Consider the following 17342-nt stretch of genomic DNA (forward strand, 5'->3'; position numbering starts at 1 on the left):
ACCCGCATGCTGGTCGGCACCGAGGGCACGCTCACGGTGGCGACCCGGGCCACGGTTCGGCTGGTGTCCGAGCCCGCCCACCGCGTTCTGGTCGTTCTGGGATACGCCGACATCGCGTCGGCGGGGGACGCGACCCCGTTGGTGCTGAAGTTCGATCCGACGGCCTGCGAGGGGATCGATTCCCGGATCGTCGACGTCGTCCGTGAACGCCGCGGCCAGGGCGCGGTGCCGCCACTGCCTACGGGGGCGGCCTGGCTGTTCGTCGAGGTGGTCGGCGAAGACCTCGACGAGACGATCGCCCGGGCCCAGCAGGTCGGACGCGACTGCGGAGCCGTCGACAGCCTCGTCGTCACCGACGCCGCCCGCACGGCCGAGTTGTGGCGGATCCGGGCCGACGGGGCCGGGCTCGCCGGGCGCAGCCCCGCCGGACTGCCCGCGCACGCGGGGTGGGAGGACGCGGCAGTGCCACCAGCGATGCTGGGCAACTACCTCCGCGATTTCGATGCGCTGATGGACGAATACAACGTCACCGGCCTGCCGTACGGGCATTTCGGCGACGGTTGCCTGCACGTGCGCATCGACTGGCCGCTCGACGAGCCCGGCGGCAGCGGCATCTTCCGGGAGTTCCTGGTGGCGGCAAGCACACTGGTCGCCGGCTACGGCGGTTCGCTGTCGGGTGAGCACGGTGACGGCCGCGCCCGCAGCGAACTCCTCCCGCTGATGTACTCACCGGACGCGATGACACTCTTCGCCGCCGTCAAGCACGTTTTCGACCCGGACAACATCCTCAACCCGGGTGTCGTCGTCGACCCCCGCCCGGTCGATGCGGACCTGCGCATCCCCGCCGCCCCGCTCGTGCGCCGCCAACTCGCGATGGCCTATCACAACGACGACGGCGACTTCACCCAGGCCGTGCACCGCTGCACCGGCGTCGGAAAGTGCCGGGCCGACAACACCGCCACCGGGGGTGTGATGTGCCCGTCGTATCAGGCGACACGGGAGGAGAAGGACTCCACCCGCGGCCGCGCGCGCGTCCTGCAGGAAATGATCAACGGCACCGCCGTCGACGGAGGCTGGCGTTCGCCGGAGGTCCACGACGCCCTCGACCTGTGCCTGTCCTGCAAGGGATGTTCCTCGGACTGCCCGACCGGGGTCGACATGGCCGCGTTCAAATCCGAAGTGCTGCACCAGAGCTACAAGGGTCGCATCCGCCCTGCCTCCCACTACTCGCTGGGGTGGCTTCCGCGCTGGGCGAAGATCGCCAGCCGTGCCCCCGGTCCGGTCAACGCCATGATGCGCGTTCCCGGCATCGGACCGCTGGCGTTGTCGTCGGCCGGAGTGGACAGGCGCCGCACCATCCCCCCGTTCGCGAAGCAGACGTTCCGATCCTGGTTCAAGGCCACCGAGAACGACCGTGCCACCACCGGTGACCCGGTGCTGCTGTTCGTGGACTCGTTCACCAACTACTTCACCCCCGAGGTCGGGCACGCCACCGTGCGGGTGCTCGAGGCCGCCGGTTACCGACCGCAGTTGACCGACACGCAGCAGTGCTGCGGACTGACCTGGATCTCGACCGGTCAACTCACCGCGGCGAAGAAGATCCTCGGACGCACCGTCGACGCACTGTCCGGCAGCGCCGCGGCCGGAATCCCGATCGTCGGAATGGAGCCGTCCTGCACCGGGGTCCTGCGTTCAGACGCCGCGGAACTGCTGGGCAGGGCGACCGCTGACCCGGTCGCCGAGGCCACCCGCACCCTGGCGGAACTGTTGACGGACCGAGGGTGGGAACCGCCGTCACTCGAAGGCAAATCCATTGTCGCGCAGCCGCACTGCCACCACCATTCGGTGATGGGGTGGAGTCCGGACGCGCAGCTCCTCGAGAAGGCCGGTGCGCAGGTGCAGCGGTTGGGTGGATGCTGCGGCCTGGCCGGGAACTTCGGCGTCGAGAAGGGGCACTATGAGGTGTCGGTGGCCGTCGCAGAACAGCAGCTTCTCCCCGCCGTGGCCGGAGCCGATGCCGACACCACCATCCTCGCGGACGGATACTCCTGCCGAACCCAGCTCGCTGATCTGACCGATCGCCGCGGCGACCACCTGGCGCAGCTGCTCGCCGCGCAGCTCGACGCGGACCGTGCGCGCAGACGGGACTGACCTCGGATGCGCGTACGACAAGGGGCGGCGGCAGGAGACGGTGTGTCTCGCCTGCCGCCGCCCCGAGCGCTAGTTCGTGACGGGTGCGGGGTGAGTGGTGACGGGTGGGTTGAGGCGTCGGCGGAGTCGGTAGGCGATCAGAGTCGCGACAAGGGCCCCGACGCTCAGGGAGATCTGCGAGCGCGACGATTCGACGTAGAACATCGACACCAGCACGGCGAGGATGCTGCCGGCGGCGAGGATGGACAGGTAGGGGAACAGCCACATCTTCAGGCGGAGTTGGGCGACTTCGTCGCGGGTCATCAGGCCGCGCAGTTTGATCTGCGACATCGCGATCATGAGGTAGACCATCAGGATGGTGGCGCCGGAGGCGTTGAGCAGGAAGGCGAACACGGTTTCGGGGGAGAGGTAGTCGAGGCCGATGCAGGCGAAGCCGACGAGGGTTGCAAGGAGCAGCGAGTTGCGGGGGACGCCGTGCTTGTCCAGCTTTGCGATCCTCTGTGGAGCATCGCCTTTGTGCGCGAGAGTGAAGAGCATCCGCGAGGAGGTGTAGAGGCCGGAGTTCAGGCAGGAGAGTACGGCGACGAGCACCACAGCGTTCATGATGTCGGGTCCGCCGGGGATGCCCATGTGGGTGAGGGCGTCGACGAACGGCGACTGGCCGACCTTGACGTCGGTCCAGGGGACGATGATGGCGAGGAGCAGCACGGAGCCGATGTAGAAGAACCCGATGCGGGCGATCACGGAGTTTGTGGCCTTGGCGACGGCCTTCTCCGGCTCGGCGGATTCGGCGGCGGCGATGGTGGCGATTTCGGGTCCGACCATGGAGAAGACGGCGACGACGACGCCGGAGAGGATGACGGTCCAGCCGTTGGGGGTGAAGCCGTCGTGATCGGTGAGGTTGGAGAAGTCGGCGGAATGGCTCGGCCACAGGCCGAAGACGTAGGCGGCACCGAGGGCGAGGAACAGCAGGATCGCGGCGACCTTGATCCCAGCGAACCAGTATTCGAACTCGCCGAAGTTGCGGACGGAGCGGATGTTCGTGGCGACCATGGCCAACAGCAGGACGGTGGCCATCGTCCAGGAGGGCAGGTCGATCCAGCGTTGCAGCAGTTTGCCGCCGATGACGGCTTCGGCGCCGACCGCGACGACCCAGAAGAACCAGTACAGCCAGCCGGTGGTGAAGCCGGCCCACCCCCCGAAGGCCTTGCGGGCATATCCGGCGAACGATCCGGTCGACGGGTTGGTGGTGGCCATTTCGCCGAGCATGCGCATCACGAGGACGATGACGACACCGGTGATGGCGTAGGACACGAATGCCGCAGGGCCGGAGGTGTGCAGCAGGGCGCTCGAACCGACGAAGAGGCCGGCGCCGATGACACCTCCGATCGCGATCATGGTGAGGTGCCGTTGTTTCAGAGACTTCTGCAACGTCTCGGGCGGTTGTTCGAGAGTGGACATCACACGCTCCAAAGGTCGAGTCGGACACGAGGGCGTCAGGCGCGATCCGTTCCGCGGTGGTGGGACGCTCTGACAGAGGAAGTGCCGAGGGCGGGGCCTGGCGAGGTGGCGAACTTCCGTTCGTGTGTGACCAACGTAACGGCGCAACACGTAGCATGCTAGGGACAAGTGTCAGAACTTTTCGCCCCGTCAGTCAGACACTTGTATGGCCGACGCGGAATGATCGCCGTACGTATCGCCCACGAAACACGCTGTTCACGGAGATGATGAAGTGACTCTCGACGAAGTGGTCACCGAGGTGGCCGAACGACTGTCGGCATCAGTCGTCCTGGTCGACCGGGCGTTCTCGCTGATGGCTTACAGCACCCAGTCGCCGGGTGTCGACAGGGATCGGGTGCAGTCGATCCTCACCCGGAGCTGCCCGCCGGAAGCGCGCGCGTGGTACGAAAGCTTCGGGATTGCCGATACCGCACGCCCGGTGATCACGCCAGAGAATCCGGATATTGAAGCGTCGTCGCGGATCTGTCTTCCGGCTCGCTATGCAGGCGCGGCGTACGGATATCTGTTCGTCCTGCCGAATGAGAACAGCGCCGTGTCCGACGGCGATCTCACCGCCGCAATGTCCCTGGCCGGCCAGGCCGGCGCGCAACTCGCACACACCGCCCGGGGTCGTGACGATATGGCGGTCGCCGTCGCAGACCTCCTCGAAGGCGACCGAAAGGCTTTCGCCCGTGCGATTACTCGCATCGAAGACTCCGGGCTCTTTCCGGACGGTGGCGCGTTGACCGTGCTGGCCGTCGACGGGCTCCTGCCCGCCCCCGGCACGCGCAGTCTGCTGGCGCCGATCGGATCGCTGACCGCCGTCATGGTGCCCGCGGCGGACGGCGCCGTCGACCCTGTCCGGTCCGTTGCCGAAAGCGGTGCGGGTGCCGGTGCTCTGGTCGGAGTGGGAGGTTCGTATCGGGGACTGCGTTCGGCCCGGCGGAGTTGGCAGCAAGCCAAGCTGGGTGTCCGGGTCGCCCGGCACGACGAGTCGACGGAACCGATCGCCTACTGGGAAGAACTCGGCATCTACCGGCTGGCGTCGTGCGGGCCCACCGGCGCCCTCGCCGATGCAGTACTCACGCCGTCGGTGCGGGCCCTGCTCGACCACCGCAACGTCGACCTGCTCGCCACCGCCCGGACGTATCTCGACCGGGCGGGCGATACCGCCGCCACCGCCGCGATCCTCGGCATCCACCGTCAGACCCTGTACTACCGGCTCGCGAAGATCGAGGAGGTCTCCGGCCTCGACCTGTCGGTGGGCGCGCAGCGACTCGAGTTACACGTCGGTCTCACGCTGGGACGCTTCATCTTCGAGCACCAGGGTGTACGGGACACCTCCATCGGACAGGAGAACTGACTTCCTCTCGGAGGAGTCCTCACCGCGTCTCGGCCGTGTTCACCACGGCACGCACGATCTCGGTGACGGCGCGCACGGTGGGCCGGGTCTCCGAGCCGGCGAGGCGCAGGAGCACGATCCGCCTGCCGATCTCCTGGGTGAGGTCGACCCGGATGATCGGTACCGAGCTGTTGAGCCTGATCATCATGTCCGTGACCGGAGCCGCGCCCAGCCCCTTCGCGGCCAGCGCCAAGGAGACGGCGGTGTCGACGATTTCATGTCGTGCGATCGGCTCGAAACCTTCCTGCCGGCACGCGATTCGGATGGCGCGACCGAACTGGGTTTCCGCGGGCGGCAGAATCCAATTCCACTCCGCCGCCTCGCGCAGATCGATCGTGCACTCGGTGCGGATGCCGTAGGCCCCCGAGGAGACGGCGAGCCCGAATCGCTCGCTGCGCAGGGTGATCATCTCGATATCCGGAGTGCGGGGCATCGGCGAATTGGGATAGTCCAGCCCGAAGGCGACGTCGACCTGTCCGCGTTGGACCGCCAGGGCGGCCTCGTCGACGTCGAGTTCCCGGCTGCTGAGGGTGAGGAGCGGGTACTCGCGCTGCGCGGCGGCCACGACCGGCGGCAGTAGCGCGGCGGCGGTGCTGCCGAAGGTGCCGAGCAGAAGGGGCGCGGCCACGTCGTCGTGGACTGCGCGAAGCGCGTCGAGGGCGGTCTGTTCCGCGCCCAGGATCTTCACGGCGTGTTCGGCCAGGACGACGCCGGAATCGGTGAGGACGACGTTGCGTCCCATCTTGGTGACGAGTTGCGAGCCGACGGCCTTCTCCAACGCTGCGATCTGCTGCGATACGGCGCCGGCGGTGTAGCCGAGTTCTTCGGCGACCGCGACCATCGTTCCGCGCCGGGCCAGTTCCCGGAGCGTGACGAGGTGGGCCAGACTTATATTCATATAGGGATCCTAAACGGTTGCGGCTAGTTTTCTTCGCTGGTGCTATTCGATCCGGCAGACCACGATGAACGAGCGGGAACGAATCGTCGAACCGGCGCACTGTTCGAAAACCTCCGGCACACCACGACTTCGCTCTCACCCGAGCCCATCGACCCTGGAGCTGCACGCATGCCGATCACCCCGCAGTGGGAACTTCGCGCCGAGTTCGCTCGCCGCCTCTCGCACATGTACGGGAAGGAAGTTCCCGCTTACACCACGTTGCTCGAGGTGTCGCAGGCCGTCAACGACGCCGTGCTGTCGCGCCCCGGCTCCGACGCCGAACGGCTGGGCTCGATCGCTCGCGTCACCGCCGAACGCCACGGAGCCATCCGCGTGGGCACCCCACAGGAGATGGCGCAGGTGGCACGCGTGTTTTCGGCCATGGGCATGCACCCGGTCGGGTTGTACGACCTGCGCGAGGCGGCTGCCAGTTCCGTCCCGGTCGTCTCGACCGCCTTCCGGCCCACGGACCCGGAGGAACTGGCGCGCAACCCCTTCCGGGTGTTCACGTCCATGCTCGTTCCCGCGGACCGCCGCTTCTTCAGCGCAGATCTGCAGCGGCGCCTCGAGAGTTTCCTCGCCAGGCGCACGTTGTTCACCACCGAACTGCTGGTCCTCGCCGACCGGGCGAGCGAGTACCGGGGGCTGACTTCCGGCGACGCCGAGATGTTCCTGACTCTCGCGACGGCGGCGTTCAAGCTTTCCACCGAGGCCGTCGACCGCGCCTGGTACCACGAACTCGAGCAGGTGTCCTCGGTGGCCGCCGACATCGGCGGCGTCACCAGCACCCACATCAACCACCTGACCCCGCGTGTACTGGACATCGACGATCTCTACGCCCGCATGGAGCGTCGCAGCATCGACATGATCGACACGATCCAGGGACCGCCCCGGTGGGCCGGCCCGGATCTGCTGCTGCGTCAGACCTCGTTCCGGGCCCTCGCCGAACCGCGGGTGTTCCGCGAGGCCGACGGCAGCGTCGAGAAGGGTTCGCTGCGAGTGCGTTTCGGTGAGGTCGAAGCCCGCGGCATCGCCGCCACCGTCCGCGGACGGGAGGTCTACGACCGGTTGACGGTCGAGACCGAGCAGGCGGTCCGGGAGGCGGCCGCCGCCGCGCCGGTGTCGGCCGAGGTACGCAATCAGATCGCCGCGGAGCTGTGGAATCAGCAGATGCCTGCCACCGAGCAGGGATTGGCCCTGCACGACCTCGCCTACTTCACCTACACCGTGAACACCGGCAAGCAGCGGGGCGGGCACGCGCCGTCCAGGTCGCTGCCCGATCTGATCGACCAGGGCTGGGTCCGCCCCGAGCCGATCGTCTACGAGGACTTCCTGCCGAAGTCCGCTGCGGGGATCTTCCAGTCGAACCTGACGTCGGACGGTCGCAAGGACACCACCCAGTCGACAGCYGCTGTCGACGCCGCCTGGATGGAGGGAGTTCTGGGCTGTCCCCTGCACGACCCGTACGCGCTCTATGACGGGATCCGCCGCGCATCCCTCGATCGTGTGGCCACCGAACTGCACATCCGCGGACCCATCGAAGTACCTGCACCCATCGCTACCCCACCCATCGCTACCCAGGGAGTCAAGTAAATGAGCACCGCTGTCGCCGACACCATCACCCTGCCCACCACCGACGAACTGCGCACCCTCGCACGCACCAGCCTGCAGCGATGTGGGGTCGACCCGGCCGTCCTCGACACCGCCGGGGTGAAGAACACCATCACCGCCCGCACCCCGGTCACCGGGGAGAGCCTGTTCGACTACCCGGCTGCAGGCGCCGCCGACGTCGAGGCCGCGATCGACGCCGCCCACGACGCGTTCCTGCAGTGGCGTACCGTTCCCGGCCCGGTCCGCGGATTCCTGATCAAGCGCCTCGGCGAACTGCTCACCGCGCACAAGGAAGACGTCGCCAACCTGATCAGCATCGAGGTCGGCAAGATCCGCTCGGAGGCCCTCGGCGAGGTCCAGGAAATGATCGACATCTGTGACTTCGCGGTCGGTCTGTCCCGCCAGCTCGACGGCCGCACCATGCCCTCGGAGCGCCCCGGCCACCGCCTGATGGAGACCTGGCACCCGCTCGGTGTCGTCGGTGTCGTCTCCGCGTTCAACTTCCCGGCCGCGGTGTGGTCCTGGAACCTCGCCCTGGCCATCGTCTGCGGTGATGCGGTGATCTGGAAGCCGGCACAGCTGACCACCCTGACCGCCGCCGCATGCTCGGCGCTGTTCGACCGCGCCGCAGCGGAATCGGGCGCACCGGCCAACCTGAACGTCCTCGTCTCGGCGAGTGCGGCCGACACGCAGGCCCTGATCGACAGCCCGAAGGTGCCGCTGATCTCCGCCACCGGTTCCGAGCGAATGGGGGAGCAGATCGCCCCGCGCGTCGCCGCCCGCTTCGGCCGGGCGATCCTCGAACTCGGCGGAAACAATGCCGCGATCGTCACCCCGTCCGCGGACCTCGATCTCGCCACCCGCGGCATCGTCTTCGCCGCCGCCGGCACCGCAGGTCAGCGCTGCACCTCGATGCGCCGCATCATCGTTCACCGGGACATCGCCGACGAACTCCTCGACCGCATCACCGAGGTCTACCGGCGCCTCCCGATCGGCGACCCGTTCGCCGACGGCACCCTGGTGGGCCCGCTGATCGACGGCAAGTCCCACGCCAACATGACCGAAGCCCTCGACCAAGCCGTCGCGCAGGGCGGGCAGATCCTCGCCGGTGGTCAGCGCCGGCCGAGCAGCGACAATTCGTACTACGTCGAGCCCGCGATCGTGCGGATGCCGACCCAGAGCGAGATCGTCAAGGACGAAACCTTCGCACCGATCCTCTACGTGCTGACCTACGACACGTTCGAGGAGGCGATCGCCCTGCACAACGACGTCCCGCAGGGTCTGTCGTCGTCGATCTTCACCACCGACCAGCGTGAGGCCGAGCGATTCATCGCCGCCGACGGTTCGGACTGCGGCATCGTCAACGTCAACATCGGCACGTCCGGCGCCGAGATCGGCGGCGCGTTCGGCGGCGAGAAGACCACCGGCGGCGGCCGCGAATCCGGCTCCGACGCCTGGCGCGCCTACATGCGCCGCGCCACGAACACCGTCAACTACTCCCGTGAGCTGCCCCTGGCTCAGGGCGTCAACTTCGCCTGAAACCCCTTCGAATCGCACGAGGAGCAACGACGATGTTCGAATTGATCGACGAATGGGGCCCGGAGAAGGTCGTGTGTGTCTCCGACGCACGCACCGGCATGCGCGGCGTTCTGGTCATCGACAACACCGCCCGCGGAATGGGCAAGGGCGGCACCCGCATGTCCACCACCGTCAGTGTCGGCGAGGTCGCCCGGCTGGCCCGGAACATGACCTGGAAATGGGCCGGGGTCGACCTCTTCTACGGCGGCGCCAAGRCCGGGATCTGGGCCGACCCGAACGCCGAGTCGAAGGAAGCGGTCCTGCGGGCGTTCGTGCGAGCCCTGCGCAACGAGGTCCCCGAGGAATACGTCTTCGGGCTCGACGTCGGACTGACCGAGAAGGACGCCGCGATCATGCTCGACGAGGTCGGTGGCCGGGGCGGCGCCGTCGGCACCCCACACGCGCTCGGCGGACTCCCGTACGACCAACTCGGCGTCACCGGCCACGGAGTCGCGGAGTCGGCCGACGCCGCCGCGCAGGCGATCGGCCTGTCCACCGGTTCGCTGAGCGTATCCATCCAGGGCTTCGGAGCGGTCGGCGCGGCGAGCGCGAAACGCCTTGCCGAACTGGGCGCGACCGTCGTCGCGGTCTCGACGTCGCGAGGTGGCATCCACAACCCGGACGGCCTCGACGTCGCCACCCTGCTCGACCTGCGCGAACGATACGGTGACGGACTGGTCGACGAGTACTCCGACGCCAAGCCGCTCGCCGCCGGGGAAGAACTCTCGGTGACGGCGGACGTCCTGATCCCGGCAGYATTGCAGGACGTCATCGACGCCGATCTCGCCCGGACGTTGCCCGCCAGGATCGTCGTCGAAGGCGCGAACCTGCCGAGCAGCCCCGAGGCGCAGTCGGTGCTGCACGGCCGCGGCGTGACCGTCGTCCCGGACTTCATCGCCAACGCCGGCGGCGTGGTGGCCGCAGCGGTGGCCATGGACGCGCGCTACTCCGGTATCCGTCCGGAACCCGCCGCGGTGTTCGCCAACATCTCGAACAAGCTGCGCGCCAGCACCATCGACACCCTCGATGCGTCGAAGGCTCAGGGTCGTACCACCCACGAGGTGGCGCGCAGCACCGCCCAGGACCGCGTGCGCGAAGCCATGGTGTTGCGTGGACGGGCTCCGCGGAACGCAGCGCTCTAGAAGACGGTTCGGCATAACATAATCACTCTTCAGGAAAGAAGAAGCGACATGAGCAAGGAACTCCCCGAGCAGGCATCCGTCGTCGTGATCGGTGGTGGCGTCATCGGCGCCAGTATCGCGTTCCACCTCGCCGAATCCGGGGTCTCCGATGTCGTCCTCCTGGAAAAGGACGAGTTGGCCTGTGGCTCGACCTGTAAGGCCGCAGGCGGCGTCCGTGCGTCGTTCAGCAACGAGGCCAACATCGCGATCGGTCTGCGCGGCCTCGAGGTGTATTCGCGGTTCGCCCAGGACTACGGTCAGGAGATCGACTTCAGCCGCGACGGCTACCTCTACCTTCTCTCGGACCAGACCAACGTCGACATCTTCACCGAAAGCGTGGCGCTGCAGAACCGGCACGGTGTTCCGAGCCGGATGATCACTCCCGACGAGGCGAAGAAGATCTCGCCGCTCATCAGTACCGACGGACTCCTCGCTGCCTCCTGGTCCCCCCAGGACGGCAAGGCGACACCGGAATCGGTGGTGATGGGGTACGCCGCGGCCGCCCGTCGCCGCGGCGCCCGCATCATCCGGCACTGCGCGGTCACCGACATCGAGAGCACGGGCGGCACCATCACCGCCGTCGTCACCGAACACGGACGTATCACGACGAGCACCGTGGTCTGCGCCGCCGGGGCGTGGTCGGCGGAGATCGGCACCATGGTCGGGGTGAACATCCCCGTGGTCCCCGTCCGCCGTCAGATCGCGTTCACCGAGCCGCTGTCCGAGTTGCCCGAGTTCTCGCCGTCGCTGACCATCGACTTTCCCTCGAACTTCTACTTCCATCCCGAAGGCAAGGGCCTGTTGCTCGGCTGGTCCGACCCGAACGAGCCCGAGGGATTCAACCTCAGGTTCGAACTCGAGGACTGGTTGATGGGTCTCGGCGCGATCGCCGAGACCCGGGTGCCTGCCGTTCTGGACTACGGCATCAGCACCGGCTGGGCCGGACTCTACGAGGTCACTCCCGACCGCAACCAGATCATCGACCGATCCACCGAGGTGGAAGGCCTGCTCATCGCCACCGGTTACTCCGGCCACGGCTTCCTGATGGGACCGGCGACCGGTGAGATCGTGCGCGACCTCTACCACAGCAGGGAGCCCGGTTACGACATCAGTTCGTTTGCTCTGCGCCGCTTCGCGAAGACCGGCATCGGCGCAGGCGAGACGAACATCGTCTGACCGGACGCACCACCGGGACTGCGGTTCCATCCCTCGAGGAAGACTGGGGCCCGACCTGTCCGAGCACGAACCGACACCTGGAGCAGTTGTGCCGACCTTCGATCCCGGACCGCCGGCCGCACTACCACCCGCCCGGGAATTCGCCGGCATCGAAGTGGTCGATGCCAGCGAACACAACCTCGCCCACGTCGATGTGTTCATTCCCCGGGACTGCATCGTCGCGTTCACGGGGGTGTCGGGATCGGGCAAGTCGTCGTTGGCCTTCGGTACCATCTACGCCGAAGCGCAACGACGCTTTCTCGAGTCCGTCACCCCGTACGCGCGCCGATTGATGGATCAGGTCGGAGCACCCAGGGTGGGGGACATCACGGGGCTTCCACCCGCGGTCGCGTTGCAGCAGGCCCGCGGTCACACCTCCGCCAGATCGTCGGTCGGCACCCTCACCCACATCTCCAACGTGCTGCGCATGCTGTTCTCCCGGGCCGGCACCTACCCGCCGGACGCCCCCATCCTCGACTCGAACGCCTTCTCGCCCAACACACCGGAAGGAGGATGCCCGACCTGCCACGGACTCGGACGCACCCACGACGTCGACGTCGACGCCCTGGTGCCGGACCCGAACCGCAGTATCCGCGACGGCGCCGTCGCCGCCTGGCCCGGCGCCTGGCTGGGGAAGAACTACCGCGACATCCTCGACACCCTCGGCATCGATGTGGACCGCCCATGGTCGGAACTCCCTGCAGATCAACGTGAGTGGATCCTCACCACCGATGAGCAGCCCACCGTCACGGTGTCACCGATCCGCGACCCGGGCAAGATGGTGCGCGACTACCAGGGAACGTTCTCGAGCGCCCGCACCTACGTCTTGCACACCTTCGCGACGACGAAGAGCGCAACCCAGCGGGCGAAGGTGTCGCGATATCTGGTCTCCCGCCCCTGCGGCGCATGCGACGGCAAGCGGCTGCGACCCGAGGCACTGGCGGTGCGGTTCGCCGGCCTCGACATCGCCGACGCGACCGAACTGCCACTGGCCGAGCTGGCCACGGTTCTCGAAACCGCGGTCCCCTCACACGATGCCTCCGCAGACGACGCCACCGTTCGAGCATCGGAGGCGTTGGTGGACAACCTACTCGGACGCCTCCGAGGGTTGTCCGAGCTCGGGCTGGGATACCTGAGTCTCGGCCGATCGACCACCACCCTGTCGCCGGGAGAGCTTCAGCGCCTTCGGTTGGCCACCCAGCTGCAGTCGGGCCTGTTCGGCGTGCTGTACGTCCTGGACGAGCCGTCCGCGGGCCTGCACCCCGCCGACACCGAGGCGCTGGTCGCCGCCGTGCGGCGGCTTCGCGCCGCAGGCAACTCCGTCTTCGTCATCGAACACAACCTCGACGTCGTCCGGGCGGCGGACTGGATCGTCGACGTCGGCCCCGATGCCGGGGAGCACGGTGGGAGGGTCCTCTACAGCGGCACGGTGGACGGTCTCGCGAAGATTCCCGAATCCGTCACCCGCCGATACCTTTTCGAACCACTGGAGAGTTGCCCCGAGCCCGCACAGCCGAGCAGGTGGATCGAACTCTCCGGCATCACGATGCACAATCTGCAGGATCTGAGTGTGCGGATCCCGCTCGGGGTGCTCACCGCGGTCACCGGCGTGTCCGGCTCCGGCAAATCCACACTCGTCAGCCGTGTGCTCACGGACGTCGTCGGCCGGCACCTCGGCGTCGACGACGAACCCGGCCCCGACACCGTGGGCGACGACGCCGACGACTCCACGGCTGTCCTGGCCGACGGCCGGGACATCGCCGAACCGACCGTGGTGTCGTCCCACGGGCTCGGACACATCGACCGGCTGGTGCGTGTGGACCAGACCCCGATCGGGCGGACGCCGCGCTCGAATCTCGCGACCTACACCGGACTGTTCGACGTGATCCGGAAACTCTTCGCTGCACACCCCACCGCCCGCGAACGCGGATACAGTCCCGGCCGTTTCTCGTTCAACGTCACCGGTGGCCGATGCGACGAGTGCGAGGGTGCCGGCGCGATCACCATCGGCATGCTGTTTCTCCCCGAGGCCTCCGCGCCGTGCCCGGCCTGCGCCGGCGCACGCTACAACTCCGAGACTCTCGAGATCCTGGTCGACGGCCGATCGATCGCCGACGTCCTCGCGATGACCGTCGACGACGCCCGGGACTTCCTGAACCATGTCCCGGCCGCCAAGAAGAGCCTCGACATGCTGGTAGAGGTGGGTCTCGGATATCTGCGGCTCGGCCAATCCGCCACTACGCTGTCGGGTGGGGAGGCGCAACGCGTCAAGCTGGCCAGCGAACTGCAGCGCGTCCGATCCGGGCACACGCTCTACGTGCTCGACGAACCCACGACCGGATTACACCCCGCCGATGTGGACCGACTCATGGTGGTGCTGCGCCGTCTCGTCGCGGCGGAGAACAGCGTCGTCCTGGTCGAACACGACATGTCGGTGATCGCCTCAGCGGACTGGATGATCGATCTCGGGCCCGGCGGCGGAGACAACGGCGGCCGCATCATCGCCTCGGGTCAGCCGGCGATTGTCGCGGAGACGGCCGACTCCGCCACCGCCGCATATCTCGGCCGGCACTTCGCACCGTCGGCGGTGTAGGTCCGGGGGAGGGCCCGCTAGCGTCACGCCACGGGCGAGGTCCCCTTTCGCGGAGAAATGAAAAGAACAGACAGCTTTTGGTGGCGCCGGAATACCCAGCGATCGCGCTCGAAGTCGCTAACCGTCACGGTCGAATTTTCCGATGCGCAGTAATGGTGCATTTCGGATTATTCCGCCCGAGTTCTTCGACGGCGTGTTCCGCCGCCGAGGTATTCATACGTACAGATCAGAGTGATGGCCAGGCTGGCCCCAGGTGAGCCTGGCCATCGCGTGTCGGATCTCTCCGCTGGTCAGCCGAGTCCGATTCCGCCGCCGAACGTGAGGCTGAGCCACTTCAGGAACGCCTCGAATGCGACGTTGAAGTCGATTCCTGCAGAACCCATCAGAATTCACTCCTCTGTTGGTGATGAAAATCCACGGGATCGTCGATCGCCGCTTACTTCATTTATCGCGTTCGCGATCTCGGGGCGTTTCACCAAACCGGAATTTTCTCACATATTGAAATTTGACAACCGTCCATTTTGATCTGAACAATGGTTCGAGGGATGGACGCCATTTCGGGTGAAGGTTTGTCTGTTTCTGGGCCTTACGACGGAGATCGGGCCGTGCGCCCCGGATCAGAACGGACGGCGAAGGAGTGAGAACGTCATGGCGACGGCAGACGAGCAGGCCGGGACACCGGACAGCACGGCGGTTCGAGTCGCCCTGTGGCGGGCGATGCACGTGCTGGTCGACCCGCCGCCGCACGTTTTCGTCGACGAGATCGGCCTGCAGCTGGCGGCCCCGGACGAGGGCTGGCGGGATCGCCCGGACATGGATCCGACCGGCACCAGCGGGTTTCGGGCGGCCATCGTCGCCCGTGCTCGCTTCATCGAGGATCTGGTCGCCGAGCAGGCAGGCCGCGGCGTCGTCCAGTACGTCGTCCTGGGGGCGGGCCTGGACACGTTTGCCCAGCGCAGGACGGAGATCGCCGCCYGCATGCGGGTCTTCGAGGTCGACCAGCCGAGCCCTCAGGCGTGGAAGCGGCAACGGCTGACCGACGTGGGTTTCGGTGTCCCGGAATGGCTTCGGATGGTGCCGGTGGATTTCGAGGCGAACGAGTCGTGGTCGGAGCGGCTTGTCGCGGCGGGCTTCGATCCTGGCAGGCCCGCGGTCGTCGTCTCCACCGGCGTCACCATGTACCTCACGAAAGGAGCCACCGCCGCCACCCTGCGCCAGCTCGCCGGTCTCGCTCCCGGTTCGACGCTGGCGATGACGTTCCTGCTGCCCACCGATCTCGTCGACGTCGCCGATCGCGCCGGACTCCAGGTGTCCGAGAACGGCGCGCGGGCGTCCGGAACGCCGTTCGTCAGCTTCTACACCCCGCAGGAGATGCTGGCACTGGCCCGCGACTCCGGCTTCGACAGCCCCCGGCACGTGTCGGGGGCCTCGCTCGCCGAACGCTACTTCGCCGACCGCACCGACGGCCTGCGGCCGTCGAGCGGCGAGGACCTGTTGGTGGCCACTATCTGATGGCGTCCGTTAACGCCGTCCCCGGTCGCGTGACCGTGTCGTGATCGTGGGTCGGCATGGTGTCCAAGCCGGTGCAATCTCGCCTCGAGATAACGCTACTGTGTGGTACAGGTCACAAGTTGGTATCGCGATGTTAGCCGGGAATCGCGCCGCGTGCCGCGTCACCAGGGCAAACAGCCGTGGAGCTGGACATGTGTCTAGATGACAGGTGCGGCTCGGTCCGCTACAACTGATCGTGCATCGACAGTGACGTGACTCACATTTTGCGTCCGGACGGGATCGCCGGCACACCGGCGGCAGATGCACGAGAGCGAAGGAGTACTGCGGAATGATCGAGGACAGCACCGAACCATCCCTCACTCCAGTCCCCAGCCCGACGCGCCTGGTTCCGCGCAGGCGCCCCGATGGCCGAGAACTGCTCGGCACGGCGAAGGGCATTCTGATTGCAGGCCGCGGCTGCTCTGACGCCCAGGCGTTCGACGAACTTCTCGACGTCGCACGACGCCATCACCTGACCGTCCTCGGCGCCGCCCGGAGCCTGGTCGAGCTGGCAGCCGGCCCCTCCTCCCGGCCGCGCAGGACCGACACCGCCCGATTCGACGAGTGGGAGCAGTTGGTCGCCCAGCTCCCTCCCCGCCGACACGCTCAGGCAAGTTGACGCAACAGGGGGCGGTGGGCGGCATTCAGGCCGATCCCGACGAGATCAGCGGAACGGAATCGGGCCACCTGCGCGAAACCACGTCGTCGCTCACCCCCGACGCGGTCGTATGGCCGGACCCGAGCCCGCTCGATTCGTGGTGGAAGCGTGTGGTCATCGACCACGCGACCGCGCTCGCCGAGGGTGAACCCTCCATGTACGCCGAGGGCGAGCCCTCCGTATACGCCGAGGGCGAGCCCTCCACGCGGCACGAGTAGGCGTCCGAGATTCTTCTTTCGCTGTCGATCATTGTCTCGCCCGCGTAGGGGGAGGAGTGTGGGAGATGGGGATTGGCCGTCGGCGCCGCGGGGCGCCGCCCGAGGAGAAGGATGCCATCGTGTATGCACGCTCTTCCACCTTTGATGCGCACCCGTCGTTCATCGACGAGGGGATCAAGCACGTGCGCGACACCGTGATGCCCGCGCTCGCCGACATCGCAGGGTCCGCCGGAATGTCCTTGCTGGTCGATCGAGGCTCCGGCCGGTGCATCGCCACGAGCTCCTGGACGGACGACGAGGCTCTGCGCGCGAGCGAAGCACCTGTTCGACAGCTGCGTGACCGCATGGCCGAGGTTTTCCACGCCACCGCGACCGTGTCGCGGTGGGACATCGCGGCCCTGCACCGTGACCACCGCTCACATCAAGGCGCCTGGGTGCGGGTCGCGTGGCTCGAGGTCGAGCCGGGGCACCTGGACCGTGTGATCGACGTGTACAAGATGTCCTCGCTGCCCGCCATGCACGACCTCGAGGGATTCTGCAGCGCGAGTCTGCTCGTCGATCCGGCCGCCGGTCGTGTGGTGTCGTCGATGACCTTCGACAAGGCCCCGCCTGCGGGCGGTGGTACCGGTGAAGTGGCCGAGAATGTCGGAACGTCGGAAATGTGCGAGTCCGGCGCTCGGCTCCTCGAGGTGGGGGAGTTCGAATTGGCGATCGCTCATCTGCACGTCCCCGAGATGGCGTGACGAG

The 17342-nt window shown here is 67.3% G+C and carries 13 protein-coding genes; 11 read left to right on the forward strand and 2 right to left on the reverse strand.

Annotation, left to right across the window (positions count from 1 at the left end; genetic code table 11):
* Window positions 1-2151, forward strand: a 2151-nt coding sequence (locus AC1DWT_RS33160; RefSeq protein WP_477923918.1) for an FAD-binding and (Fe-S)-binding domain-containing protein, incomplete at its 5' end; no start/stop codon positions are given.
* Between the two features lie 69 nt (window positions 2152-2220).
* Here the strand turns inward: AC1DWT_RS33160 and AC1DWT_RS33165 are convergent.
* Window positions 2221-3612 carry an amino acid permease gene (locus AC1DWT_RS33165; protein WP_095863778.1) on the reverse strand — a complete coding sequence of 464 codons (1392 nt, stop codon included), beginning with the start codon at window positions 3610-3612 and terminating at the stop codon, window positions 2221-2223.
* Between the two features lie 271 nt (window positions 3613-3883).
* Here AC1DWT_RS33165 and AC1DWT_RS33170 point away from each other — a divergent pair, with 271 nt between their 5' ends.
* Window positions 3884-5014, forward strand: coding sequence for a PucR family transcriptional regulator (locus AC1DWT_RS33170; RefSeq protein ID WP_206012563.1), 1131 nt, complete (start codon window positions 3884-3886; stop codon window positions 5012-5014).
* 19 nt (window positions 5015-5033) lie between these two features.
* On the opposite strand, the gene AC1DWT_RS33175 is transcribed toward AC1DWT_RS33170, so the two are convergent.
* Window positions 5034-5951, reverse strand: a complete 918-nt coding sequence (locus tag AC1DWT_RS33175) for a LysR family transcriptional regulator (RefSeq protein ID WP_206012562.1) — start codon at window positions 5949-5951, stop codon at window positions 5034-5036.
* 168 nt (window positions 5952-6119) lie between these two features.
* Here AC1DWT_RS33175 and hglS point away from each other — a divergent pair, with 168 nt between their 5' ends.
* The 9 genes from hglS to AC1DWT_RS33220 all read left to right on the forward strand — a co-directional run bounded on the left by hglS (window position 6120) and on the right by AC1DWT_RS33220 (window position 17338).
* A complete protein-coding gene (hglS, locus tag AC1DWT_RS33180) occupies window positions 6120-7583 on the forward strand; it encodes a 2-oxoadipate dioxygenase/decarboxylase (protein ID WP_206012561.1) in 1464 nt (487 codons plus the stop codon).
* The gene (gene amaB / locus AC1DWT_RS33185) at window positions 7584-9140 is read left to right on the forward strand and encodes an L-piperidine-6-carboxylate dehydrogenase (protein WP_206012560.1); all 1557 of its coding nucleotides are present in this window, start codon (window positions 7584-7586) and stop codon (window positions 9138-9140) included.
* Between the two features lie 32 nt (window positions 9141-9172).
* Window positions 9173-10321, forward strand: a complete 1149-nt coding sequence (locus tag AC1DWT_RS33190) for a Glu/Leu/Phe/Val family dehydrogenase (RefSeq protein ID WP_477923920.1) — start codon at window positions 9173-9175, stop codon at window positions 10319-10321.
* Between the two features lie 48 nt (window positions 10322-10369).
* The gene (locus tag AC1DWT_RS33195) at window positions 10370-11536 is read left to right on the forward strand and encodes an NAD(P)/FAD-dependent oxidoreductase (protein WP_095863784.1); all 1167 of its coding nucleotides are present in this window, start codon (window positions 10370-10372) and stop codon (window positions 11534-11536) included.
* A gap of 88 nt (window positions 11537-11624) precedes the next feature.
* Window positions 11625-14168, forward strand: a complete 2544-nt coding sequence (locus AC1DWT_RS33200; protein WP_206012558.1) for an excinuclease ABC subunit UvrA — start codon at window positions 11625-11627, stop codon at window positions 14166-14168.
* Window positions 14169-14816: 648 nt separating this feature from the next.
* On the forward strand, window positions 14817-15680 hold the full coding sequence (locus AC1DWT_RS33205) for a class I SAM-dependent methyltransferase (protein ID WP_477923921.1): 864 nt from the start codon (window positions 14817-14819) through the stop codon (window positions 15678-15680).
* Window positions 15681-16008: 328 nt separating this feature from the next.
* Window positions 16009-16338 (forward strand): ANTAR domain-containing protein, encoded by a 330-nt coding sequence (locus AC1DWT_RS33210; RefSeq protein ID WP_095863786.1) that lies wholly within the window; start codon window positions 16009-16011, stop codon window positions 16336-16338.
* Complete coding sequence (locus tag AC1DWT_RS33215) at window positions 16335-16595, forward strand: hypothetical protein (protein WP_143548923.1); 261 nt, start codon at window positions 16335-16337, stop codon at window positions 16593-16595. Before AC1DWT_RS33210 ends, AC1DWT_RS33215 begins: the two co-directional genes overlap by 4 nt.
* Window positions 16596-16660: 65 nt before the next feature.
* Entirely contained in the window at window positions 16661-17338 is a 678-nt protein-coding gene (locus AC1DWT_RS33220) for a hypothetical protein (protein ID WP_095863788.1), read from the forward strand.
* Window positions 17339-17342 lie beyond the last annotated feature (4 nt).

This window comes from Rhodococcus sp. P4_B6 (assembly GCF_056402215.1).